General features: G+C 66.6%; 19 protein-coding genes and 1 pseudogene. 2 read left to right on the forward strand and 18 right to left on the reverse strand.

What is annotated here, in order from left to right:
* Nucleotides 1–67: 67 nt before the first annotated feature.
* The 18 genes and pseudogenes from QFZ46_RS18345 to QFZ46_RS18430 form a co-directional block, all read right to left on the reverse strand.
* Nucleotides 68–2170, reverse strand: coding sequence for a molybdopterin oxidoreductase family protein (locus QFZ46_RS18345; protein WP_307363809.1), 2103 nt, complete (start codon nt 2168–2170; stop codon nt 68–70).
* Nucleotides 2167–3789: an FAD-dependent oxidoreductase gene (locus QFZ46_RS18350; RefSeq protein ID WP_307363811.1), complete on the reverse strand. Its 1623-nt coding sequence runs from the start codon at nt 3787–3789 to the stop codon at nt 2167–2169. The genes QFZ46_RS18345 and QFZ46_RS18350 overlap by 4 nt, the downstream gene beginning before the upstream one ends.
* 2 nt (nt 3790–3791) lie before the next feature.
* On the reverse strand, nt 3792–5243 hold the full coding sequence (locus tag QFZ46_RS18355) for an MFS transporter (RefSeq protein ID WP_373457659.1): 1452 nt from the start codon (nt 5241–5243) through the stop codon (nt 3792–3794).
* 122 nt (nt 5244–5365) lie between these two features.
* Nucleotides 5366–8620, reverse strand: coding sequence for a DEAD/DEAH box helicase (locus QFZ46_RS18360; protein WP_307363814.1), 3255 nt, complete (start codon nt 8618–8620; stop codon nt 5366–5368).
* 74 nt (nt 8621–8694) lie between these two features.
* Entirely contained in the window at nt 8695–9105 is a 411-nt protein-coding gene (gene nusB, locus QFZ46_RS18365) for a transcription antitermination factor NusB (RefSeq protein ID WP_307363816.1), read from the reverse strand.
* Between the two features lie 3 nt (nt 9106–9108).
* Nucleotides 9109–9669, reverse strand: coding sequence for an elongation factor P (gene efp / locus QFZ46_RS18370; protein ID WP_307363819.1), 561 nt, complete (start codon nt 9667–9669; stop codon nt 9109–9111).
* Between the two features lie 75 nt (nt 9670–9744).
* Complete coding sequence (aroQ, locus tag QFZ46_RS18375) at nt 9745–10197, reverse strand: type II 3-dehydroquinate dehydratase (protein WP_307363822.1); 453 nt, start codon at nt 10195–10197, stop codon at nt 9745–9747.
* Nucleotides 10194–10736: a GNAT family N-acetyltransferase gene (locus QFZ46_RS18380; RefSeq protein ID WP_307363824.1), complete on the reverse strand. Its 543-nt coding sequence runs from the start codon at nt 10734–10736 to the stop codon at nt 10194–10196. Before QFZ46_RS18380 ends, aroQ begins: the two co-directional genes overlap by 4 nt.
* Nucleotides 10733–11821 (reverse strand): 3-dehydroquinate synthase, encoded by a 1089-nt coding sequence (gene aroB, locus QFZ46_RS18385; protein WP_307363826.1) that lies wholly within the window; start codon nt 11819–11821, stop codon nt 10733–10735. Before aroB ends, QFZ46_RS18380 begins: the two co-directional genes overlap by 4 nt.
* The gene (locus QFZ46_RS18390) at nt 11818–12336 is read right to left on the reverse strand and encodes a shikimate kinase (protein WP_307363828.1); all 519 of its coding nucleotides are present in this window, start codon (nt 12334–12336) and stop codon (nt 11818–11820) included. The genes aroB and QFZ46_RS18390 overlap by 4 nt, the downstream gene beginning before the upstream one ends.
* Nucleotides 12323–13552 (reverse strand): chorismate synthase, encoded by a 1230-nt coding sequence (gene aroC / locus QFZ46_RS18395; protein WP_307363830.1) that lies wholly within the window; start codon nt 13550–13552, stop codon nt 12323–12325. The genes QFZ46_RS18390 and aroC overlap by 14 nt, the downstream gene beginning before the upstream one ends.
* A 57-nt stretch (nt 13553–13609) precedes the next feature.
* Complete coding sequence (locus QFZ46_RS18400) at nt 13610–14434, reverse strand: shikimate dehydrogenase family protein (protein ID WP_307363832.1); 825 nt, start codon at nt 14432–14434, stop codon at nt 13610–13612.
* Between the two features lie 4 nt (nt 14435–14438).
* Nucleotides 14439–15830, reverse strand: coding sequence for an endolytic transglycosylase MltG (mltG, locus tag QFZ46_RS18405; protein ID WP_307364672.1), 1392 nt, complete (start codon nt 15828–15830; stop codon nt 14439–14441).
* Nucleotides 15831–15832: 2 nt separating this feature from the next.
* Nucleotides 15833–16306: a Holliday junction resolvase RuvX gene (ruvX, locus tag QFZ46_RS18410; RefSeq protein WP_307363834.1), complete on the reverse strand. Its 474-nt coding sequence runs from the start codon at nt 16304–16306 to the stop codon at nt 15833–15835.
* Complete coding sequence (gene alaS / locus QFZ46_RS18415; RefSeq protein ID WP_307363836.1) at nt 16303–18963, reverse strand: alanine--tRNA ligase; 2661 nt, start codon at nt 18961–18963, stop codon at nt 16303–16305. Before alaS ends, ruvX begins: the two co-directional genes overlap by 4 nt.
* A gap of 67 nt (nt 18964–19030) precedes the next feature.
* Nucleotides 19031–19219 carry a hypothetical protein gene (locus QFZ46_RS18420; protein WP_307363838.1) on the reverse strand — a complete coding sequence of 63 codons (189 nt, stop codon included), beginning with the start codon at nt 19217–19219 and terminating at the stop codon, nt 19031–19033.
* A 108-nt stretch (nt 19220–19327) separates the two neighbouring features.
* Complete coding sequence (rpsD, locus tag QFZ46_RS18425; RefSeq protein ID WP_307363840.1) at nt 19328–19957, reverse strand: 30S ribosomal protein S4; 630 nt, start codon at nt 19955–19957, stop codon at nt 19328–19330.
* A 169-nt stretch (nt 19958–20126) separates the two neighbouring features.
* Nucleotides 20127–21466, reverse strand: a pseudogene (locus QFZ46_RS18430) (replication-associated recombination protein A).
* Nucleotides 21467–21561: 95 nt separating this feature from the next.
* Here QFZ46_RS18430 and QFZ46_RS18435 point away from each other — a divergent pair.
* Entirely contained in the window at nt 21562–21849 is a 288-nt protein-coding gene (locus tag QFZ46_RS18435) for a hypothetical protein (protein ID WP_307363842.1), read from the forward strand.
* A gap of 146 nt (nt 21850–21995) precedes the next feature.
* Entirely contained in the window at nt 21996–22964 is a 969-nt protein-coding gene (locus tag QFZ46_RS18440; RefSeq protein WP_307363844.1) for a formate/nitrite transporter family protein, read from the forward strand.
* The last annotated feature ends 14 nt before the right edge of the window (nt 22965–22978 follow it).

Raw genomic sequence — 22978 nt, forward strand, 5'->3', positions numbered from 1 at the left:
GATTCTACCCGGGGCCCTCTGAGCGCACGCCGAGGCCGGGCCGGGCGAAACGATCGCACCGATGGCGTCAGCGAGCCGCAGCGGCACGCACGCGCACGATCGCGGTCTTGAACTCCGGCATCGCCGACACAGGGTCGGTGGCATCGATCGTCAGCAGGTTCGCACTGTGTTCGCCGGGAAAGTGAAAGGGCAGGAACACGGTATCCGGCCGGATGGTCGTGCTGGTCGCGACCGTCGCCATGACGGTGCCGCGGCTGTTCTCGAGCACGGCAGGGTCACCATCGCGGAGCCCTCGGTCGGCAGCCGTCGATGGATGCATCGTCGCTTCCATCACACTCCGCGCGGCCATCAGTTCCGGCACCCGTCGAGTCTGCGCACCGGACTGATAGTGCTCCAGCAACCGACCGGTGACGAGTGTCAGTTCGTCGCCGGTCGCGACGTTCTCTGGTCGCGCAGTGACCGATACCGCCACGATGCGGGCTCGGCCATCGGGATGCCGGTACCCGTCGAGCAGCGGACGCGGTGTGCCGATGCTTCCGCTCGGGTACGGCCAGTAGGCCTCCCGACCGTCGTCCAGCAGAGCATGACTGAGCCCGGAATAGTCCGCGATGCCGCCCGCAGAGGCTCGCGCCAGTTCGTCGAACACGAGTGCGGGATCGACGTCGAAACGACCAGGCGCGTTCAGCCGACGAGCCAGCTCGGAGAAGATCCACAGTTCACTGCGTACTCCGTCAGGCGGCGCCGTCGCGCGCCTGCGCCGGAGCACTCGCCCTTCCAGGTTCGTCATGGTGCCCTCCTCCTCAGCCCACTGCGTCACCGGAAGCACGATGTCGGCCATCGCCGCGGTCTCGGAGAGGAAGAAGTCGCAGACGACGAGAAGTTGCAACCGGCCGAGCCGTCTTCGCACTGCACCCGCATCCGGCGCCGAGATGACCGGGTTCGAACCGTGCACCAGCAGGGCTCGGATCCCGTCCGGCTCGTCGATGGAGGCGAGCAGCTGAACGGCAGGCAGACCGGGACCGGGGATGTCGTCGGCGTTCACGCCCCACACATCGGCGACGTGAGCGCGTGCAGCAGGGTCGGTGATCTTGCGGTAGCCGGGTAGTTGGTCGCTCTTCTGGCCGTGCTCACGACCGCCCTGACCGTTTCCCTGCCCGGTGAGCGTTCCGTAGCCGCTGCCGGGCCGGGTGGGCAGTCCGAGGATGAGAGCGAGGTTGATGGCCGCTGTCGCAGTGTCGGTGCCGTTGGCGTGCTGTTCGACGCCGCGGCCGGTGAGGATGAACGTCTCCGCCCCTGACGAGAGACGCCGCGCCACATCGCGCAACGCGTGCACGGGTACGCCCGTCACCTGCTGCACACGGGCCGGCCACCATGCAGCCACGCTGCGGCGCAGGTCATCGAATCCGATGGTGTGCTCCTCTACCCCCTTCGCGTCGTACATCCGCTCCGAGATCACGATGTGCGTGAGACCGAGCAGCAGCTCAAGGTCGGTCCCCGGCGCAGGTGCCACGTGCAGCCCCTGCCCGTCTTCGGTCAGCCGTGCCGTCGCGCTGCGGCGCGGATCGACGACGATGAGGCCGCCAGCCTCTCGGACACCGGCGAGGTGCGACAGAAACGGAGGCATGGTCTCTGCGACGTTCGAGCCCAGCATCAGGACGGTCTTCGCTGCATCCAGATCGGTCAGCGGGAACGGCAGACCCCGGTCGATACCGAACGCGCGGTTCGCCGCCGCTGCTGCGGACGACATGCAGAAGCGACCGTTGTAGTCGATGCGCGATGTGCCGAGCGCGATGCGCGCGAACTTTCCCAGCTGATAGGCCTTCTCGTTCGTGAGGCCGCCGCCCCCGAAGACGCCGATGCTGTCGTGGCCGGACTCGATCTGAAGGTCTCGAATGCGCTGCGCGAGGAGGTCGAGCGCGGTGGACCACTCCGTCGCCACGAGTTCGCCGCGAGCGTCTCGGACGAGAGGTGTGCGTATGCGCTCATCGGAATCCAACAGGGTCGAAGAGGTCCAGCCCTTCTTGCACAGGCCGCCGCGGTTGGTCGGGAAGGAGCGGCCTGTGACTGTCAGCGTCGGTTCGTCGAGCGCAGCATCCGCGGCTCTCGGCGTGAGAGTCATCGCGCATTGCAGCGCGCAGTATGGGCAATGGGTGTGGGTCTCGACGTTCATGCCGGCGCTGCCTGCGCGGCCGACGCGAACCTGTCGATGAGTTCGGCAAGACGAGGCTTGCATCCCCCGCAGCCGGTGCCGGCGCGCGTGTCACGGCCCAGGCACGCCACGGTATCGCTGCCGGCGGCGACCGATTCCTCGATGCGCTGCACGGTGACGCCGTTGCACCAGCACACCGTCGCCGTCGGGGCGAAGGCGTCGGCACTCGCGATCGCACCGTCATCCGCGCCGTCCAATCGCAGCAGCAGAGAACGATCGGCAGGCAGCTCGCCGCGACGGTCGTACAGGAGCGTGAGCTCGGCGCCGGTGCGCGGCATCCCGACGCAGGCGAAGGCTTCGAGGATCCCGTCTCTGGTCACCACTTTGAGGTAGCGGCCGTGCTGCGGATCGGCCCACTCGGCGACGTGCCGGTGCGGCATCGGCTCGCCGGGCGGTGGGGAATCCCAGACGTCCACATCGACATCGCCCACCGCCACCACATCGATCTCGTCGGCCTTCAGCATGACGACGGTGTCTCTCTCGACTGGTGCCGCCATGGGGATCGCCTCGCCTGCGGCGTCCGCTGTGAGCCGATGGCCCAGCCAGTCGGCTTGTCGCCATCCTGGACCGATGAGCCCTGATGGCGCACCAGGCAGGCGCGTCAGCGCGGCCGTGTCATCCGTTCGCTCCACCACGTGGGCGCAGTCGCCGATCGCGTAGATGTGCTCGTCGGTCCACGAACGGAAATTCTCGTCCACGACGATCCCGGCAGCGGTGCGCAGCCCCGCCAGCGTCGCCAGTTCCGCTCGCGCACCGACGCCGCACGACAGCACCAGCAGGTCTCCTCGAACGTAGTTGCCGTCAGCCGTGACCAGCGCGTCGAATGTGCGCACGCCGTCGCCGTCCGTGTGGAATGCGACCGCCTCGGCCCTGCTATGCGCGTACACCGCCACACCGCTCGCGCGCAGCGCGCGCGAGAGCACAGTGCCGGATCCTCGATCGAGGCTGCGCGGCATGGGCGTGGGGCCGTGGTGCACGACGCCGACCTCAGCGCCGGCCTTCGCAGCGAGCAGCGCGAACTCGAGGCCGAGGACCCCGGCCCCGAGCACGATGATCCGCGACCGCTCGTCTACGGCCGCACGTACGCGCTCCGCGTCGGCAAGATCACGCAGCACTGTGACGCCGGCCGGCAGCGCCGGGTCGGCACCGATCGCACCGGATCCCGCTCTGGACAACGACGACAGATCGAAGGCCGGCCGATCGATGCCGGTGAGCGTGGGCACGTTCGCACGAGCACCGGTCGCGAGCACGAGCCGGTCGTACGACACGCTCTCTCCGGTCGACAGCTCCACCTGCCTGCTCAGCCGATCGATATCGGTGACCCTGGTATCCAGATGCACGTGCACGCCGGCGTTCATGCTCGCCTGCGGGTCGTGCAGGGTGATGCTCGCGGCATCCGTTCGACCGACCGTCATCTCCGCCACTCGAACCCTGTTGTACGGGGCCTCCTTCTCCGCGCCGATGACAGTGAGATCGATGAGGCCTTTCTTCATCGCAGGAAGCAGCTCTTCGCACAGCCGGGCGCCGACCGGGCCGAACCCGACGATCACGACCCGAAGTCGCGATTCGCGGTCGGACACCTTCAGATCCGCCGTCCGTCGAGAGAAGCGCGGGGCACGGCATACGCGAGCACCGTGATCACGAGGAGGACGAGGTACGCGACACCGAAGCCGATGAACGCCGCCTGGTAGCCGCCGGATGCGAGCTGTGACGCGTTCAGCACCTGTGGAACCACGAATCCGCCGTAAGCTCCGAGCCCGGAGATGAGCCCGAGCGCGGCTGCGGCACGACGCGCCACCATGGCGCCGTCGCCCTCCCGACGCGCGACGGCCCTCGCGGAGAACACGATGGGGATCATCCGGTACGTGGAGCCGTTCCCGACTCCCGTTGCGGCGAAGAGCAGCAGGAAGCAGGCGAGGAACAGCCAGAACTGGCCGAGCGCGAGCACCCCGAGGATGCTGAAGGCGCCGACCGCCATGACCGCGAAGGCTGCGATCGTCACCCGTGCGCCACCGAAGCGGTCGGCCAGACGCCCGCCCAACGGTCGGAACAGGGAACCGACGAGGGCGCCGAGGAATGCCAGGGACACCACGGCGGTGCCGACGTGCAGGGAGCCGAACTCGGGGAACTCATCCACGATCAGCTTGGGGAACACACTCGAGAATCCGATGAACGATCCGAAGGTGCCCACATACAGCAGTGCGAGCAGCCACAGGTGAGGTTCCCGCAACGCTGCTGCGGATCCTGCGAAATCGGCCTTCGCCGAGGACAGGTTGTCCATGTACCGCCAGGCGCCCCAGGCGGCCAGCAGGATGAAGGGCACCCACATCCAACCGGCGATCGGCAGACCGAGACCGATGCCGGCGACGATCGAGACCACGATCGGTACGAAGAACTGCGCGACCGAGGTCCCCAGGTTCCCACCCGCTGCGTTGAGTCCGAGTGCCCACCCCTTCTCCCGCTGAGGGAAGAAGTACGTGATGTTCGCCATGGAGCTGGCGAAGTTGCCGCCGCCGAAACCTGCGAGGCCGGCGATGATCAGCATCATCCAGAACGGCGTGTCCGGGTTGCCCACCGAGATCGCGAGCAGCGACGCCGGGATCAGCAGCAGCAGAGCGGAGACGATCGTCCAGTTGCGTCCGCCGAAGCGCGGCACCATGAACGTGTAGGGGAAGCGCAGCGTCGCTCCGACGAGGCTCGGCACGGACAACAGCCAGAACGTCTCAGCGCTGGTGAAGGTGAAGCCTGCCGCGGGAAGCAGCACGACCACGACGCTCCACAGCTGCCAGACGATGAAACCGAGGAATTCCGCGTAGATCGACCAGCCGAGGTTGCGCCGTGCGATCGGGCGTCCCTCGCCCTTCCAGAATTCGGTGTTCTCGGGGTCGAAGCCGTCGATCCACCGCCCCGGTCGACGGGTGAGTGCAATCGAACGTGCGTGCTGGTCCTGTGCTGGTGATACGGACGAAATGACCACGGCTGGCTCCCTGAGACGCGCGGGTCCGAAACTTCCGGACGGTACGGCATCGACCATATGAGCGCGGTGTTTCGGGTGAGCGCGGGATTCGTTTCCGACGGATCACTTCTGCATCACCCGCGCAGTCGGGACCGGTGAGGGGCTCGTGACATTCGTGTAACAGACGGCCGCATGGGGTGTCAGGACTCGAACAGGCCCCGGATGTCGTCGGCCGTGAGCGACTGGGCGAACATCTCCTCGTCATCCATCACTGCGGTGAACAGGCGCGCCTTGCGCTCCTGCAGAGCGAGCACCTTCTCCTCGATCGTGCCGGACGAGATCATCCGGTACACCATGACGGGGTTCTGCTGTCCGATGCGGTGCGTCCGGTCGACGGCCTGAGCCTCAGCCGCCGGATTCCACCACGGATCCAGCAGGAACACGTAGTCGGCCTCGGTGAGAGTCAGACCGAATCCGCCTGCCTTCAGACTGATCAGGAACACGGGCTGCTCGCCGGCCCTGAACCCGTCGATCACCTGTGGTCGGTGCCTAGTCGAGCCGTCGAGGTACGCATAGTCGATGCCGGCCTTATCGAGCCGGGCCGCCGCCTCCTGCAGATACGACGTGAACTGGCTGAAGACCAGCGCACGGTGGCCCTCCGCCTGCAGTTCCTGCACGTGTTCGAGCAGAGCATCCAGCTTGCGCGAACCGATCTTCGCGTCGGCCGGGTCGACGAGCCCTGGCGACAGACTCAGCAGTCGCAGCATCGTGAGCGAACGGAACACGATGAAGCGGTTGCGATCGAGGTCTTCCAGCAGTCCAAGGACCTTCTGCCGTTCACGCTGCAGCACGGTGTCGTACAGCACACGATGCGCGGGGCTGAGTTCGACGTGCAGGTGCTGTTCCTGCTTCTCCGGCAGGTCGGCGGCGACGAGTTGCTTCGTGCGACGCAGCATGAGCGGACGGATGCGGCGGCGCAGCCGCTGCAGCCTTCGCTGCCGGTACTCGCCGCCCTCTTCGTTCTCCGGAACCTTGCCCTTCTCGATCGGCTGCACGTAGTCCTCGCCGAATTTCCTGGCGGACGCGAACAGGCCGGGGGCCGCGAGCTTCAACAGCGCCCACAGGTCGGTGAGGCTGTTCTCCATCGGCGTGCCGCTCACGGCGTATACGACGTCGGCGTTGAGCGCGGCGACGGCGCGGTGCTGCTTCGTCTTGGGATTCTTCACGAACTGCGCTTCGTCGAGGATGAGTCCGGCCCACCGGGTCTCGGCGAACTCCTTCTCGTCGAGGCGCACCAGCGTATACGAAGTGATGACGATGTCCGCGTTCTGCGCGGCATCCTTCATCGCATCGCGCTTGACACTGCTGCTGTCGATCACGCGCACGCGCAGGTTCGGCGCGAAGCGGGCGGCTTCGCTCTGCCAGGAACCGAGCACCGAGGTCGGTGCGACGACGAGGAATGGCCGCTCCTCCCCCGCTTCTTTGGCGTGCAGCACGAGCGACAGCAGCTGGATGGTCTTTCCGAGCCCCATGTCGTCGGCGAGGATGCCGCCCAGACGGTGGGCCCAGAGGAAGGCCAGCCAGTCGAACCCTGCCTTCTGATACGGGCGCAGTTCGCCGTCGAGTCCGCGGGGAACCGGCGTCGTAGGAACACCTGTCGCCTGGCGCAGCCCCTCGGCCGTCGCGCGCCAGCTCACAGCAGGCAGCGCTTCGTCTGCGAGGTCCTCGAACTCTTCCCAGAGATCAGTCTGATAGCGACTGATGCGCGGTCCGGTCTCCCACTCCTGCAGCTCGGAGGCCTCGTCGATGAGCTCGCGGAGGCGATCGAGCGCCGGGTGGTTCAGCGACAGATAGCTGCCGTCGACCAGCAGGAGCTTGCGTCGTCCTTTCGACATCGCCTTGAACAGCGGCGTGAACGGGATCGACCGCCCGTCGATCTTCACGAGGACTCCGAGGTCGAACCAGTCCGCGTCGGTGCTCTCCACCGTCGACACGGTGATCTCCGGGGTGCCGGTCAACTCCTGATAGTCCTTGCGAGTGCCGTTCTCGACGACGCTCACTCCCTGCTCCTGGAATGCCGGCACGACGTGGGCGACGAACTCCGCAGCATCGACGTCATGAAGGGTGCCTGTTGCCGCGAAGACGGAGTCGGAGAGCTGCTGCCAGAGCTGTTCGATGGTGCCCTGACGCTCCAATTCGGCAGCGTCGTCGCGCACGGCATCCGATGTCGAGGAGAGCGGGAACCGTCCGTAGCCCTTGTATGTCCATTCGAAGGCGTAATCGATCGTGTCGCCGGTGCGGAACGTGACGACCAGCGTCGGCTGCGGCAAGGGGACCACTGGCAGCTTCACCGCGCCGACCGTGCGGATCGGCGCGCGTCTCGCGAGTGCTGGATATACCTCTCGCAGGAACGCCGCCTCGTCCGTCTTGGAGACGACGATAGGCCCCTGCGCCTTGAGAAGCGCGTACACGGAGTCGCTGAGTTCGGCTTCGGCCAGTGTCAGTGCGATGCGGCTGCCGAGCGATTCGGCGACATAGACCCCCGAGTGCCCGATGGGGCGCACGCCGGTTGTCGGGACCACGCGCCCGTCGACGATGATCTCGGCGGTGATGTCGAGCCCGCCGTCGTCGGCCCTGGCGAACTCGGCGGACACCGACGCCGTGTCGCCGAGCGCGACGACAGTGCTCTTCTGAGTCGAGATCAGCGGGATGCCGAGAGCCGCGCCGTGACGCAGATGCCCCCACAGCAGCGAGGACTCGATCAGATCCATCGAGAGCCAGTCCCCTGCGGTGCCGGAGAGCAGAGAGTCGCGCGACAGACTCAGCAGATCGGCGAACCAGCGCACGCGCTCACGACCGAACAGACCTGCCGAACGGCGCACCGAGTCCCAGGACACATCGCCCTGGATCCACGCACCTGTTGCGACGCTGCGCATCAGCGGGCGGATGCCCAGAATCAGTTCGCCCGTTCCCTTGGCGAGGTCGCGCGGCGTGACGGGGCGCACCGGTCGCGGTGACCAGTGGTGCACTCCGCTGTCAGCCCGCTGCCGCAGCTCGACACCCAGCGCGATCGCAGTGGGGGCATCCGCGGCCGTGGACGGCACGAGGGTCCGCCACGCCGGTGGTGACGGGCGGGCGGGCACGACAGCCTTCGTCAGAACTGCATCGTCATTGTTGACCAGGAGGGTCGCGACGACGTGCTTGCACACCTGTGGAACCGGACAGCTGCAGGATGTCGACGCGACGGTGGCGGTGATGCCCGCGGCGGAGAATCGAACGGTGCAGCGGTAGGAGTGGTCGCCGGAGCCGGCGACCACCGAGGTGAGCATGTGCTCGGCGTCGTCCCACGATGTGCGTGTGACCATGCCGGATCGCTGATACGACACGCCCCGCTGGTACCCGCCTTCGTCGGTGAGAGCACGTATGTCAGCGGGATCGATGTACGGCGCTGGCATGCCGACATCCTCTCAGCGAGCACAGACACTTGATCAGCGCACTCGGTGCGCAACCAGTGCAGCGTGCCCGCACGTCAGCTGGCGCGGGCCACCCTGGCGAGCACGCCGTGCACGAATGCGCCGGAATCGTCTGTCGAGAACTCCTTGGCGAGTTCGACGGCCTCGTCGATGGCGACCGCGGTCGGCACCTCGTCGTTGTGCAGGATCTCCCACACTCCGATCCGCAGCAGAGCACGGTCCACGGCCGGCATCCGATCGAGCTTCCAATCGCGACTGTGCGTCACGATGTGCTCGTCGATCTCATCGCGGTGATCGACGATCCCGTCGACGATCTCGCGAGCGTAGAGCCAGGAGGCCTCACGAGCGGGTTCGCTGGCGGCGCGCCTTGCTTCTGCGGCGAGGGTGACGGAAAGATCGTCCCCGCGGACATCCGAGGAGAAGAGGATGTCGAGTGCGCGCTTGCGCGCCTTCGTCCGGGAGCCCACGCCTTACTTCTCGCGACCGAGGTAGTCACCTGTGCGGGTGTCGACCTTGATCTTCGTGCCGGCCTCGATGAACAGCGGTACCTGCATCTCGTACCCGGTCTCGACGGTCGCGGGCTTGGTGCCGGCCGATGAGCGGTCGCCCTGCAGGCCGGGCTCGGTGTAGGTCACTTCGAGGGTGACGGATGCGGGGAGGTCGATGTACAGCGGGTTGCCGTTGTTCAGCGCGATCGTCACCTGCTGGTTCTCGAGCAGGAAGTTCTTAGCATCGCCGACGGTGGCACCTCCCACAGTGATCTGGTCGTAGTCGGTCGTGTCCATGAACACGAATCCATCGCCATCCGCGTAGAGGTACGTGAAGTCGCGGCGATCGACGTTCTCGATCTCGATCTTCGCTCCGGCGTTGTAGGTGCGGTCCACGGTCTTGCCTGAGACGACGTTCTTCAGCTTGGTGCGAACGAATGCGCCGCCCTTGCCGGGCTTGACGTGCTGGAACTCGATGACGTTCCAGAGCTGTCCGTCGATGCTGAGGACGACGCCGTTCTTGATGTCTGCAGTGGATGCCATGCGCTGAGAGTTCCGTTTCCGTTGATGGGGCCGGCTCGCCGTTTCGGGTTCGATGGGAGCGGCCGACAGTCGATTCTACGGGATGAGAGCGGTGAGCTGACGAACGGCATTCGCGTACCCGTCCACGCCCTCGCCGATCACACGCACTGCCGCGACGTCTTCGAGGTACGAGAAGTGTCGGAACTCCTCTCGCGCATGCACGTCTGAGATGTGCACCTCGGCGAACGGGATGGACACTCCGGTGAGCGCGTCACGCAGTGCGACGGAGGTGTGAGTGAGTCCACCCGGATTGATCACGATGCCGGAGCAGTCCGCACGGGCGGCGTGGATCGCATCGATCAGGGCGCCTTCGTGATTGCTCTGGACGCTGCGCACCTCGTAGCCGGCCGCCGCAGCGGCCTCCGTCGTGATCCTCTCGACATCGGAGAGCGTCGCCTTGCCGTAGATCTCCGGCTGGCGGGTGCCGAGGAGATTGAGGTTCGGTCCGTTGACGAGCAGGATGCGTCGGCGGGGGGTCTCGGCGTTCATCGTGCTCCCCCGCCGATCGGACGCGTCATCTCGAGCTCCGGGCCGATCGATGCGGTGAACCGCACGCCGGTGTCGACGAATCCGATACGCCGATACGCGGCCTGTGCACGGGCATTGTCCGCATGGACATCGAGCGTGAGCCGGGAGTCGCCCAACGAGTCGGCCCACTGCGCTGCCGTGTCGAACAGCGCGTCGATCATTCCGACTCCGCGGTGCTCAGGGCGGACATAGACGCCGACGACGTCGCCGCGAGGCGCGGTGACGGTGCGCCCGTGGTGGTCGGTCGAACCAGCGACACGTCGCAGCACCGAAAGAGTGCCGTTCCATTCGCCGTCGGCTTCCGCGATGAACTGTGCGACGGCATCGCCGGAGGCTGCGCCTTCGGTGCGCTGCTGCCAGAACTCGTCGTCGTGCGCCGATTCCTCTTCGTAGGAGTGCAAGAACGCGATCGCTGCCGCCTGGTCCCGGACCGCATCGAGTCGCAGGTCACGAACCTGCTCCCATTCGTCCGCACGAACACGCCGCACGGTGAAGATCATGCGCCGACCTCCTGATAGGCGGCGAACAGCAGCGATTCGTCCGGAGCCTGCAGAACGGTCGGCTTGGCGATGTCGTCCAGCACGATGAAGCGCAGCATCCCGCCCCGGCTCTTCTTGTCGCGCTGCATGGTGGCGAGCAGTTGCGGCCACGCGCCGGCCCGGTAGCTGGTCGGCAGACCGAGAGACTCGAGCACAGTGCGATGGCGGTCGGCGGACTCATCGGACAGACGCCCTGCGAGTCGCGAGATCTCGGCGGCGAACAGCATCCCGACAGAGATCGCCGCGCCGTGACGCCACCGATAGCGCTCGGCATGCTCGATGGCGTGCCCGAGCGTGTGACCGTAGTTGAGGATCTCGCGCTGGCCGGCTTCGCGGAAGTCCTCGGACACGACTCGCGCCTTCATATCGATCGCGAGTTCGATCGTGCGGCGGAACTCATCGGTCGTCGTATCGACGGCACGTGCAGGATCTGCCTCGATGATGTCGAGGATCTCGGGTGCCCAGATGAAACCGGCCTTCACGACCTCGGCGAAGCCTGCAGTGGCCTCATGCGTGCTGAGGCTGGCCAGCTCGTCGAGGTCGCCGATCACGGCGCGGGGCGCCCAGAATGCACCGACGAGGTTCTTGCCCTCCGCAGTGTTCACACCCGTCTTGCCTCCGACCGAAGCATCGACGAGGCCGAGCACGGTGGTCGGCACCTGCACGACCTGCACACCGCGCAACCAGGTCGCCGCGACGAAGCCGGCGAGGTCGGTCACAGCGCCGCCGCCGTATCCCACGACGGCATCGGTGCGCGTGAAGTCGGACTGCCCCATGATCTGCCAGCAGAAGGCCGCGACCTCGATGCGTTTTCCCTGCTCGGCGTCGGGCACCTCGGCGAGCAGCACCTCGCGGGGTCCCTCAGCAGCGTCGGCGAGCAGGCGGTCGCGCAGTTCGGCAGCGCGTGCGGCGAGAGTGGGCGGGTGCACCACCAGGATCTTCCGCACCGCGGGATCGAGTGCGGCCGACACCTGGTCGAGGATGCCGCGTCCGACCGTGATGTCGTACGACGCCTGCCCTGTCACGCTGATCGTGGTCGTGCTCATGCCTGTTCTCTCCTCCATGCTGCGATCTCATCGGCGATGCGTTGCATCGGCCGGCGTGACGTATCGAATATCGCATCCGCTACCTCTTCGTACCAGGCGCGGCGCTGCTCGTAGATCTGGTTCCAGCGCTCCAGCGGGTCGTCGTCTCCGGCCAGGAGCGGACGACCGCCGGTGCGAATCCGATCGGCGACAGCATCCTGCGTCACGGCGAGGAAGACGACCGGATGCTGGCGCAGCAGCTCGCGTGTCGCCGACGAGCTGACCGCACCGCCCCCGAGCGAGATCACTCCCCCTTGTCTGAGTGCCGCCTCGACCGCAGACTGCTCGAGCGCACGGAAGTGCGACTCACCGTATTTCTCGAAAAGGTCCGGAATCGGGCCGTGCTCGGCAGCGATCCGCTTGTCCGTGTCGATGAATCCGACACCGAGACGCTTGGCCACCTGCCGACCGACGCTGGTCTTGCCCGCGCCCATCGGACCGACGAGCACGACGGTCAGCTGCTCAGGCGTGCTCATCGTGGGCGATCAGCGCTGCCTCCGAGGCGGGCGCGGTGCGCAGCTCGGCCGGGATCGCGTCGAGATAGCCCTGCAGGTTGCGGGCCGTCTCACGGACGCTGTCACCGCCGAACTTCTCCAGCACGGCATTCGCGAGCTCGACGGCGACCATGGCCTCGGCGACCACGCCCGCCGCCGGAACTGCACACACATCGGAGCGCTGGTGGTGGGCGGTCGCGGCGTCGCCGGTAGCGACGTCGATCGTGCGCAGCGAGTGCGGCACGGTCGCGATCGGCTTCATCCCTGCGCGTACGCGGAGCACAGTACCGGTGGACATGCCGCCCTCCGTGCCGCCGGCGCGGTCGGAGCCGCGGGTGATGCCCGCGTCGGCGGAGAAGAGCTCATCGTGTGCGGCAGAACCTCGACGTCGTGTCGTCTCGAAGCCGTCACCCACCTCGACGCCCTTGATCGCCTGGATGCTCATGAGCGCCTGAGCGAGGCGCGCGTCCAGGCGGCGGTCCCAGTGCACGTGCGAGCCGAGTCCTGGTGGAAGCCCGTAAGCGAGCACCTCGACGATGCCGCCGAGTGTGTCGCCATCCTTGCGCGCCTCGTCGACTTCGGTGACCATCGCGGCAGACGTGCCGGCGTCGAAGCACCGCAGCGGATCGGCATCGAGCGCGTCGACATCGTCAGGCGTCGGCAGCGCCGCACCGTCGGGCACTCGTACCGGGCCGATGGAGAGCGTGTGGCTGACGAGACGGATGCCGAGCTCACCCAGGAACGAGCGTGCGACCGCACCGAGCGCGACGCGTGCCGCCGTCTCGCGAGCGCTTGCCCGCTCGAGGATCGGTCGCGCCTCGTCGAAATCGTACTTCTGCATGCCGACGAGGTCGGCGTGCCCAGGACGAGGACGGGTCAACGGCGCCGAACGGCCGCGTGATCTGTCGGTGATCTCCACCGGCTCGGGATTCATGACCTCGACCCACTTCGGCCATTCGGTGTTGCCGATGCGCAACGCGACCGGGCTGCCGAGGGACTTCCCATGGCGCACGCCACCGGAGATCGTGAGCTCGTCCTGCTCGAACTTCATGCGCGATCCGCGACCATAGCCGAGCTTGCGGCGGGCGAGATCCTTCTGGATCGCCTCTGACGAGATCGGGACGCCGGACGGCAGCCCTTCCATGACGGCAATGAGTTCGGGGCCGTGCGATTCGCCGGCCGTGAGCACGCGGAGCATTGCTCCAGTCTCCCATGAGCGCCGACCTTGTTTTCGCCGCGTGTCATGGACGGCGGATCAAGACAGCGACGGAACCTCCAGAGCCGTGCGCATGGCGGCGAGAACCGTCGCCTCGTCGCCGAGTTCATGAAGCGGGCTCCCGTGAACGAACACGCGCACCTGCCGCAGTGCCTGGTGCAGCAGCATCGAATGTCCTGGGGTGACCTCGTCGCCCGGCCACGCTGCTGCCAGCGCGGATGGCCACGGGGCGTACGCGACGTCCAACAGGCTGCCACCGGCTGCCGCGAAAGCGGCGGAGTCCTCGAGCACGGCACCGCCGGGAAGCGTGGCGACCGTGACGTCCACCGGCGCGGCGCCTGCAGCGAATCCGTCCACGGTGACTTCCACGCCGAGCTGCTCCCCCAGCACGCGCAGCGCTTCGGCGCGCTCCGGGCGCCGCGCGCGGACGTCGATCCGCTGTGCACCCATCTCCGCGACGGCGACCAGAGCCGACGACGCGGTCGCACCGGCTCCGAGGATCCGCGCACGCTCGGCGCTGCGGACGCCGTGTTCGGCGAATGCGTCGACGATGCCGCCGACATCGGTGTTGAAACCGAGCGGCGTCTCGCCGAGGAGCAGTGTGTTCACCGCACCGGTCAGCTCAGCATGACGGTCGCGTCGGACGGCTGCACGGAATGCCTGCTCCTTCAGCGGCATCGTGAGGGAGAGTCCGCGCCATGAATCGTCCAGATCGTGGAAAGCAGCATTGAAGCCGCCGGCATCCACCTGTCGACGCCCGTACTCCCAATCCAGTCCGAGAACGCGAATCGCGGCAGAGTGCAGGGCCGGCGACTTGCTGTGAGCGATCGGATCGCCCCACACCGCGAGACGACTGACGCTCATTCCGTCAGCATCCCTGGTCGGGATTCGCGCGGCACCACTCTTGCCAGGTCTTGATCGCAGCCTGGTGCTCTTCGTAGGTCGTGGAGAAGACCGTCTCACCGGTCTGAAGATTGACGGTGACGAAGTAGAACCACGGTCCGTCGACAGGGTGCATCGCGGCCTCGATCGCGGCGTCGTTCGGGTTCGCGATCGGCCCTACGGGCAGTCCGGTGTGGACGTAGGTGTTCCACGGGTTGTCGTCGTTCTGAGCCTCAGTGGAGGTGCTCACCACACCGGCATGAAGCTCGCCGTAGCCGTACTGCGCGGTCGAATCCATCTGCAGCATCATCCCGTCATCCAGACGGTTCTGAATGACGCGCGACACCTTCGCGAAGTCGTCGGTGCGTCCCTCTCGCTGGATGATCGACGCGATCGTCAGGATCCTCTGCTCGTCGCCGGCCGGCACTCCCGCTGCGGTCAAGGATTCACGGGTGCGGTCGACCATCCGCTGGATGACCTGAGTTGCGGTCGCTTCGGGATCGAAGGTGTACACCGCCGGGAACAGCCATCCTTCGAGGCTTTCGGCCGCTACCCCGTACGCGCTGGGATCGGCGACAGCCGCCTGCAGATCCTCCAGCGGAATGCCGATGCTCTCCGTGATCACGGGGAGCGATGATTCGAGGGTCCCGCCTTCGGATATCCCGACGGAGTTCTCCAATTTGTTCGCGTCATCGTTCAGCGCGGCCAGGGCAGCTTCAGCGGTCATCTTGTTCTGCAGCTTGTACACGCCGGGATAAAAGGTGACCGCGATGTTCTCCTTGACGAGGTAGTCGTAGAAGACATCTTCCGTCCTGGTCACGCCCGCCTCGTACAGCGCGGTGGAGACCGGTGAACCGGTATCGCCCTCGTGGATGGTGACGAGCGCCTCGCCGGACGCGATTCCGGGCTCCCAGTCGTCAGGCTCTCCCCATCCCATGATCTCGTTGATCTTGTCGCCATACGTGTTCATCGCCCACGCACCACCGGCCACAGCCCCGCCGATCAGAGCGAGAACGATGATGAGGGCGACGAGACAGCCGGTACGTCGCTTCTTCTTGCGCGGCGCACCGTGCGTGTCGTCGTGTTCTGCTGCGAACAGATCGTCGAGAGATGCCGGCGACGACGTGCCCGCAGAAGCGGGGGCTGCTTCTGCGGGCACGTCGACAGGCGCGTCATTCGTCGAGGCGTCTGCGGGCTCGGCGGCCACGTCGGAGGGTGCTGCTTCAGACCGACTGGCTTCACGCAGCGCTCGACGGGAGCCAGGAGCCGGTGGTGTCGACTCCACGCTCGGCACCTGATGCGACGGGGCAGGGAGCTTGGAGAACAGGTCGTCGGAGAGCGAGTTCGAGCCGCGCTCTGGACTCTCACGTTCGGGCATGCTCAAGTGGGCTCCTCGTCCTTTGGAACCACGGACCCGGCCGGGTTGCCGGTACTCTTCTCCGTGTCGATCGCGTGCTGCAGAAGCACCACTGCCGCGACCTGATCGACAATGCTACGAGAGTTTCGCTGAGTTCTGCCAGAAGATCGCAGCGCCGCATGCGCTGTGACGGTGCTGAGTCGCTCATCCATCAAGCGCACGGGCACGGCTGTGAGTCGTTGCAGAGCGGCCGCGAAGTCTCGAGCGTCGGCCGTGGAAGGGGTGTCTTCCCCTCGCATGTTGACCGGGAGCCCCACGATGAATTCCAGCGGATCGTACTCCGCCGCGATCTCAGCGATACGGGTCAGCGACGTGTCCGAGCGCGGCACCGTCTCCACCGGCACGGCGAGCATGCCGTCGGGGTCGCAGCGGGCGACGCCCACTCTCGCCTTACCGACATCGATGCCGAGCCGCACACCGCGGCGGAATCCGCTCACGCGCCGCGCAGCTCCTGCGTCACGGCCTCGAGCGCTGCGCCCAGTGCCGAGGCATCCGTGCCACCGCCCTGAGCGACGTCGTCGCGCCCGCCGCCACCGCCGCCGAGTACCCCGGCCGCTCGCTTCGCGAGGGCACCGGCCTTCGCACCCGCCGCGCGTGCCGCATCGTTCGTGGTGACGACGACGATCGGCCGACCGGCGGCGATGCCACCGAGAGCGACGACCGCGGCATCGGAGCCGAGCCGCTCACGCACGCTGAGCGCCAGTCCTCGTACATCATCCGCAGAAGCGACGTCGCCGAGGGACACCGCGGCGACCCGGTACGCACCGACGCGCTCGGCGGACTCGGCGATCGAGGGCACCTGGCCCTCGCGCTGCTTCGCCTCGAACTGCGCGATCCGCTTCTCGGCGGTCTTGAGGTTCGCCGCGATCTCAGCGATCCGCTCCGGCAACTGCTCGCGGGGCGTCTTCAGCGCGGTCGTGAGCTGCGAGACGATTGCACGCTCGGCCGCCAGCTCGCGGAACGCATCCTGACCGACCAGCGCTTCGATGCGGCGGTTGGAGGCGCCGACGGATGATTCACCGACGACGCTGACCAGTCCGACCTCGGCGCTGGTGCTCACGTGCGTTCCCGCACAGAGTTCCCGCGACCACGGACCGCCGATGTCGACCATCCGCACGACGTTGCCGTACTTCTCGCCGAACAATGCCATCGCGCCGGCTTCCTTGGCCTCATCGAGCGACACGATGCGCGTCGTCACCTCGAGAGCCTCCTGCACGGCCCGATTGGTGATCTCCTCGATCTCGGTGCGCGCGTCAGCCGACAGCGCCTGCGACCACGAGAAGTCGAAGCGCATGTAGCCCGCACGGTTGAGCGACCCCGATTGCGTCGCGGTCGGACCGAGCGTGTCCCGAAGGGCGGCGTGGACCAGATGCGTGGCGGAATGCGCCTGACGTGCGGCACGGCGGTTCGCGGCATCGACGAGCGTCGTCGCGCGATCGTCGAGAGCGACGCTGCCGCTGGCGACCTGCACCGTGTGACTGATGAGGCCGGCTACCGGCTTCTGCACATCGAGCACGTCGAGTTCGAATCCGGCGCCCACGATCGTGCCCTTGTCAGCGACCTGACCACCGGACTCCGCGTACAGGGTCGTCTCGGCGAGGATGACCTCGGCGACCTGGCCCTCGCCCGCGGATGCCACAGGCTGACCATCGACGAGGATGCCGAGGACGCGGGACTCGATGTCAAGATCGGTGTAGCCCGCGAAGCCGGTCTCGCCGAGGGCTCGGAATTCGCGATACACCGAGACATCGGCGAGTTGACGCTTCCGGCTCTTCGCATCGGCTTTCGCACGCGTCCGCTGCTCCTGCATGAGGCTGTCGAAAGCCGCGCGATCGACGTTGAGCCCTGTTTCTTCGGCGATCTCGAGTGTGAGGTCGATCGGGAAGCCATACGTGTCGTGCAGTAGGAACGCCTCGGGTCCCGCGAGAGTCTGCTTGCCGGCCTTCTTCGTGTCAGCGAGTGCGAGGTCGAGGATCGTCGATCCCTGAGCGAGCGTGCGCAGGAAGGTCTCCTCCTCGGCGATCGCTGAGAGGGACAACCGGTCCCAATCCGTCTCGAGAACCGGATAGGCCGTCTTCATGGCATCGCGAGAGGCCGCGAACAGCTCGGGGAACACCGGTGCATCCACACCGAGCAGCCGCATGGCGCGGACGGTGCGGCGCATGAGCCGACGGAGCACATACCCGCGGCCCTCGTTCGACGGCTTCACGCCGTCGGAGAGCAGCATGAGCGAGGACCGGACATGATCGGCGATCACGCGGAAGCGGACGTCGTCCTCGTGCACGGCGCCGTAACGCTTGCCGGACAGCTCCACAGCGCGGTCCAGCACCGGGCGCACCTGGTCCGTCTCGTACATGTTCGCCACACCCTGCTTGAGGAAGGCGACGCGCTCCAGGCCCATACCCGTATCGATGTTCTTCCGCGGCAGAGGGCCGGCGATGTCGAAGTCGACCTGGGAGCGCACATCACTGAGCAGCTCCTGCATGAACACGAGGTTCCACAGCTCCATGTACCGGTTGTCGTCCGCCGCCGGGCCGCCGTCTCGGCCGAACTCCGCACCGCGGTCGAAGAAGATCTCCGAATCAGGGCCGCCAGGGCCGGGCTGACCGGTGTGCCAGTAATTGTCGGCCCGTCCGAGTCGCTGAATGCGCTCCTCCGGCAGGCCGATCACGCGGCGCCAGATGTCAGCGGCCTCGTCATCGGTCTCGTAGACCGTGACCCAGAAGTCCTTCTCCTCGAACCCCAGTCCTCCGTCGGCCTCGCTCGTCGTCAGGAGCTCCCACGCGTACGTGATCGCCCCCTCCTTGAAGTAGTCGCCGAACGACCAGTTGCCGAGCATCTGGAAGAACGTGCCGTGACGAACCGTCTTGCCCACTTCTTCGATGTCGTTGGTGCGAATGCACTTCTGAACGTCAGCCGCACGCGAGTACGGCGCAGGAACGACGCCGGTCAGGTACGGGATGAACGGCACCATCCCGGCGATGGTGAACATCACCGTCGGGTCGTCGCTCACGAGCGATGCCGAGGGCACGATCGTGTGGTCGTTCTTCTCGAAGTAGTTGAGGTAACGCTGCGCGATGTCCGCAGTTTTCATAGGGGTACGGCTGTCCTTGAGTGAGGAGGATGAGCACCGCGACGACCGCGATGCCGTGCGCTGGTGGTCAGTGCTCGCCTGGTTCGACCAGGCGGGCTTCCTGAGCTCGGTAGGCGTCGCCGAGCACCGCGGTGAATCCGTTGATCCTGGCGTCGACCTCGGCGAGGATGTCGTGACCGCGGGGATCCTTGTTCATGAAATGGGCGGCGACGAACCCGCCGATCACACCGATCAGGAACCACAGGAACGTCTTCATGTCGTCATCCTTGCCTTGGGCCGCGAGGCGCGGTCTCTCCATCGTATGCGGAAACGACAAGAGGCGTCGGGATGAACCCGACGCCTCTTGCAGATATCTTTCGCTGGATCAGCGAGCCGCGTAGTACTCGACGACGAGCTGCACTTCACAGGTCACGGGGACCTCGGCGCGCTTCGGACGACGGACCAGGCGTGCCTGGAGCTTGTCGAGCTCGACCTCGAGGTAGCCCGGAACCGGGGGAAGCACTTCGGCGTGACCGCCGGCTGCTGCCACCTGGAAGGGCTCGGTGCCCTCGCTCTTGGGCTTGACGTGGATGAGCTGACCCGGCTTCACGCGGAACGACGGGCGATCGACGAGACCACCATCGACGAGGATGTGGCGGTGCACGACGAGCTGGCGAGCCTGCGCGGTGGTGCGGGCGAAGCCTGCACGCACGACGAGTGCGTCGAGACGCATCTCGAGCAGCTCGACCAGGTTCTCACCGGTCAGGCCGTCGCGGCGGCGGGCCTCGTTGAACGTGTTGCGCATCTGCTTCTCGCGGATGCCGTACTGCTCGCGCAGACGCTGCTTCTCGCGCAGACGGACGGCGTAGTCGCTGTCGGTCTTGCGCTTGGTGCGGCCGTGCTCGCCGGGAGCGTAGGGACGCTTCTCGAGGTAGCGGGCGGCCTTCGGGGTGAGTGCCACGCCGAGGGCGCGGGACAGGCGGACCTTGCGGCGGTCCTGGGACTTCGTGACCACGAAGTTTTCCTTCCGATGACGTGGACGTGTCTTTCACGCCTCACGGACGTATCTCCGCCGCTCTGCCTTCGGGCGCACGCCGGGGCGCCGAGAAGGTGGGGTGTGAACGAGGGGATGCCCGAAAACTGTGTTTCGAGCCGCTCAAGTCTAACAGATCGGGCTGCGCCCCTCAGCGGTCGCCGAGGATACGGCGGATCCGCTCAAGCCTGGCCGAGATATCGCGCTCCGCGCCGAGTTGTTTGGGCTCGTAGTAGCGACGTCCGACGAGTTCGTCAGGCAGATACTGCTGCGGCGCGATGCCGTGCTCGCTGTCGTGCGAATAGATGTAGCCCTTGCCGTGACCCAGACGCTTGGCTCCGGCGTAGTGGGCGTCGCGCAGATGCAGTGGAACGCGACCGAAACTGCCGGCGCGCACATCGGCGATAGCCGCATCGATGCCCTTGTAGGCCGCATTCGATTTCGCAGTGGTCGCGAGATACACCGTCGCCTCGGCGAGAGGGATGCGTCCCTCTGGCATGCCGATGAACGCGACCGCGTCTGCGGCGGCGGTAGCGATGACAAGACCCTGCGGGTCTGCCAGGCCGATGTCCTCGGATGCTGAGATCACCAGGCGCCGCGCGATGAAGCGCGGGTCCTCCCCGGCTTCGATCATGCGGGCCAGGTAGTGCAACGATGCATCCACATCCGACCCGCGAATCGACTTGATGAATGCGCTGATGACGTCGTAGTGCTCGTCGCCCTGTCGGTCGTAGCGCAGGAGCGCGCGGTCGACGGCCTGAGCCACGTCGTCCGCGGTGATCGTGCTGACGTCTGCCCCTTCGCCGTCCGATGTTCCGGACATCGCGACCGCTGCCGCGGCTTCGAGCCCCGTGAGAGCGCGTCTCGCGTCGCCGGATGCGAGGCGCACGAGTGAGGCGCGCGCCTCATCGTCGATCGCGACGGCGTCGTTCAACCCGCGCGCATCCGAGATCGCCCGGTCGATCAGCAACGCGATGTCGTCATCGGTGAGCAACTGCAGCGTGAGGAGCAGCGATCGAGACAGCAACGGTGAGATGACCGAGAACGAGGGGTTCTCCGTGGTCGCGGCGATCAGGATGACCCAGCCGTTCTCGACACCGGGAAGCAATGCGTCCTGCTGCGCCTTCGTGAAACGGTGGATCTCATCCAGGAACAGAATCGTCGTCTGACCGTACAGATCGCGCTGAGTGATCGCCTCCTGCATCACCTCACGCACATCCTTCACCCCCGCGGTGACCGCGGAGAGCTCCACGAATCGACGGCCGGAAGAGCGCGCGATCGCCTGCGCGAGCGTGGTCTTCCCCGTGCCGGGCGGTCCCCACAAGATGATCGACACACTGCGCCGGGCGACGTCGCCTCAGGGTCGGCCAGCGCGACGATCGGCGATCCAGCACGCAGCAGGTGCTGCTGCCCGGCCACCTCGGCGAGCGAAACGGGTCGCATCCGCACCGCAAGGGGTGTCTGTCCCGAGAGCAGAGGTGCGGATGTCATCCGTCCAGGCTAATGCGATGCACAGACACTTCGACAAAGCACTCCACGATAGGCTCGCTCTCGGCGCCCAGGCGAGGCGTCGGAGGAGGACCAACATGGCCGGTCGCGGACCGAAGAACGCACAGCGCTCGCGCACCGAGACAGAGCGCGCCCGGCTTTACACGGCCCGCGCGACTTGGCATGAGCGGCAGAACCGTCGGCGCACGCGCGACAACCTGATCGCCGGCGTCGTGGGCGGACTCCTCGTCGTTGGCGCGATCGCCAGCCAGTCGGTGCACGCCGCCGTCGTCGCCCCCGAGCCTGAGCCGACCGAGACGTCGACGCCCGGGCCGGTGGAGAACCCGTTCTCCGGTTTGTTCTCTGACGACGCCGCCGTCGAATAGTCCGCATCTCACGCACGCGCACCGCCGAATGTGAGCGGTTCGCTTCAGAGTCGTAACGATCGAGGTCTCTTCCGGAAATGCCGGTGAGCCACGCTGGGTCCGAGCTCAGCAACTGTGCTCATCCGGTACGTCCGTGGAGGTTGCCCGTGTCCTACGTCAAGCCCGCCGAGCTCGTCACCAGAATGGTCGACGCAGGCGCCTACAAGATGCAGCTGTCCGCACGCGACACACTCATCCGCGCATTCATGGGTGCAGCGCTGCTCACGATGGCGGCCGCCTTCGCCGTCACCGTCTCCACGAACACGGGGCAGCCTCTGCTCGGGGCCGTGCTGTTCCCCGTCGGCTTCGTCATCCTCTACCTGTTCGGCTTCGACCTGCTGACCGGTGTGTTCACTCTCACGCCATTGGCAGTTCTCGACAAGCGCCCAGGAGCGACGGTCGGCGCGATGTTCCGCAATTGGGGCCTGGTGTTCGTCGGCAACTTCGGCGGCGCGTTCATGGTCGCGATCCTGATGGCGATCTACTTCACATACGGCTTCTCCGCAGAACCGAGCGCCGTGGGGCAGGCGATCAGTGAGATCGGTCACGGACGCACGGTCGGCTACGCCGATCATGGTGCCGCCGGCATGCTGACGCTGTTCATCCGCGGGGTCCTCTGCAACTGGATGGTCTCCACCGGTGTGGTGCTCTCGATGGTCTCCGACAACGTCGTCGCGAAGATCGTCGCCATGTGGCTGCCCATCATGCTGTTCTTCTACATGGGCTTCGAACACTCGATCGTGAACATGTTCCTGTTCCCCTCCGGTCTGCTCCTCGGCGCAGACTTCACGATCATGGATTACCTGATCTGGAACGAGATCCCGACCGTGTTCGGAAACCTCGTCGGCGGTCTGCTCTTCGTCGGACTCCCGCTGTTCATCACCTACGGGCGCACCGCGACCCGTCGCAGTCGAGAGTCCAAGCCTGTCGCGAGACGAGCGGTTGGGACGACACCCTCTGCCACAGCGCACCCGGCTGCGAGGCCGATCGTGCAGCCGGTGTTCGCCGCCGGTTCCTCGTCCGAGCGGGCCGCCGCCGGCTCCTCATCAGAGCGGGAACCGGTCGGCATCGTCTGACGCTCCACGCGGCA

It is taken from the genome of Microbacterium murale, from assembly GCF_030815955.1.
In the GTDB taxonomy this organism is placed as follows: domain Bacteria; phylum Actinomycetota; class Actinomycetes; order Actinomycetales; family Microbacteriaceae; genus Microbacterium; species Microbacterium murale_A.

What these genes read in the sequence shown, in the direction of transcription:
- QFZ46_RS18345 (WP_307363809.1), bottom strand. Translation starts at nt 2,170, where the DNA reads ATGAACGTCGAGACCCACACCCATTGCCCATACTGCGCGCTGCAATGC.
- QFZ46_RS18355 (WP_373457659.1), bottom strand. Translation starts at nt 5,243, where the DNA reads ATGGTCGATGCCGTACCGTCCGGAAGTTTCGGACCCGCGCGTCTCAGG.
- QFZ46_RS18360 (WP_307363814.1), bottom strand. Translation starts at nt 8,620, where the DNA reads ATGCCAGCGCCGTACATCGATCCCGCTGACATACGTGCTCTCACCGAC.
- efp (WP_307363819.1), bottom strand. Translation starts at nt 9,669, where the DNA reads ATGGCATCCACTGCAGACATCAAGAACGGCGTCGTCCTCAGCATCGAC.
- aroQ (WP_307363822.1), bottom strand. Translation starts at nt 10,197, where the DNA reads ATGAACGCCGAGACCCCCCGCCGACGCATCCTGCTCGTCAACGGACCG.
- QFZ46_RS18380 (WP_307363824.1), bottom strand. Translation starts at nt 10,736, where the DNA reads ATGATCTTCACCGTGCGGCGTGTTCGTGCGGACGAATGGGAGCAGGTT.
- aroB (WP_307363826.1), bottom strand. Translation starts at nt 11,821, where the DNA reads ATGAGCACGACCACGATCAGCGTGACAGGGCAGGCGTCGTACGACATC.
- QFZ46_RS18390 (WP_307363828.1), bottom strand. Translation starts at nt 12,336, where the DNA reads ATGAGCACGCCTGAGCAGCTGACCGTCGTGCTCGTCGGTCCGATGGGC.
- aroC (WP_307363830.1), bottom strand. Translation starts at nt 13,552, where the DNA reads ATGCTCCGCGTGCTCACGGCCGGCGAATCGCACGGCCCCGAACTCATT.
- QFZ46_RS18400 (WP_307363832.1), bottom strand. Translation starts at nt 14,434, where the DNA reads ATGAGCGTCAGTCGTCTCGCGGTGTGGGGCGATCCGATCGCTCACAGC.
- mltG (WP_307364672.1), bottom strand. Translation starts at nt 15,830, where the DNA reads ATGCCCGAACGTGAGAGTCCAGAGCGCGGCTCGAACTCGCTCTCCGAC.
- alaS (WP_307363836.1), bottom strand. Translation starts at nt 18,963, where the DNA reads ATGAAAACTGCGGACATCGCGCAGCGTTACCTCAACTACTTCGAGAAG.
- QFZ46_RS18420 (WP_307363838.1), bottom strand. Translation starts at nt 19,219, where the DNA reads ATGAAGACGTTCCTGTGGTTCCTGATCGGTGTGATCGGCGGGTTCGTC.
- QFZ46_RS18435 (WP_307363842.1), top strand. Translation starts at nt 21,562, where the DNA reads ATGGCCGGTCGCGGACCGAAGAACGCACAGCGCTCGCGCACCGAGACA.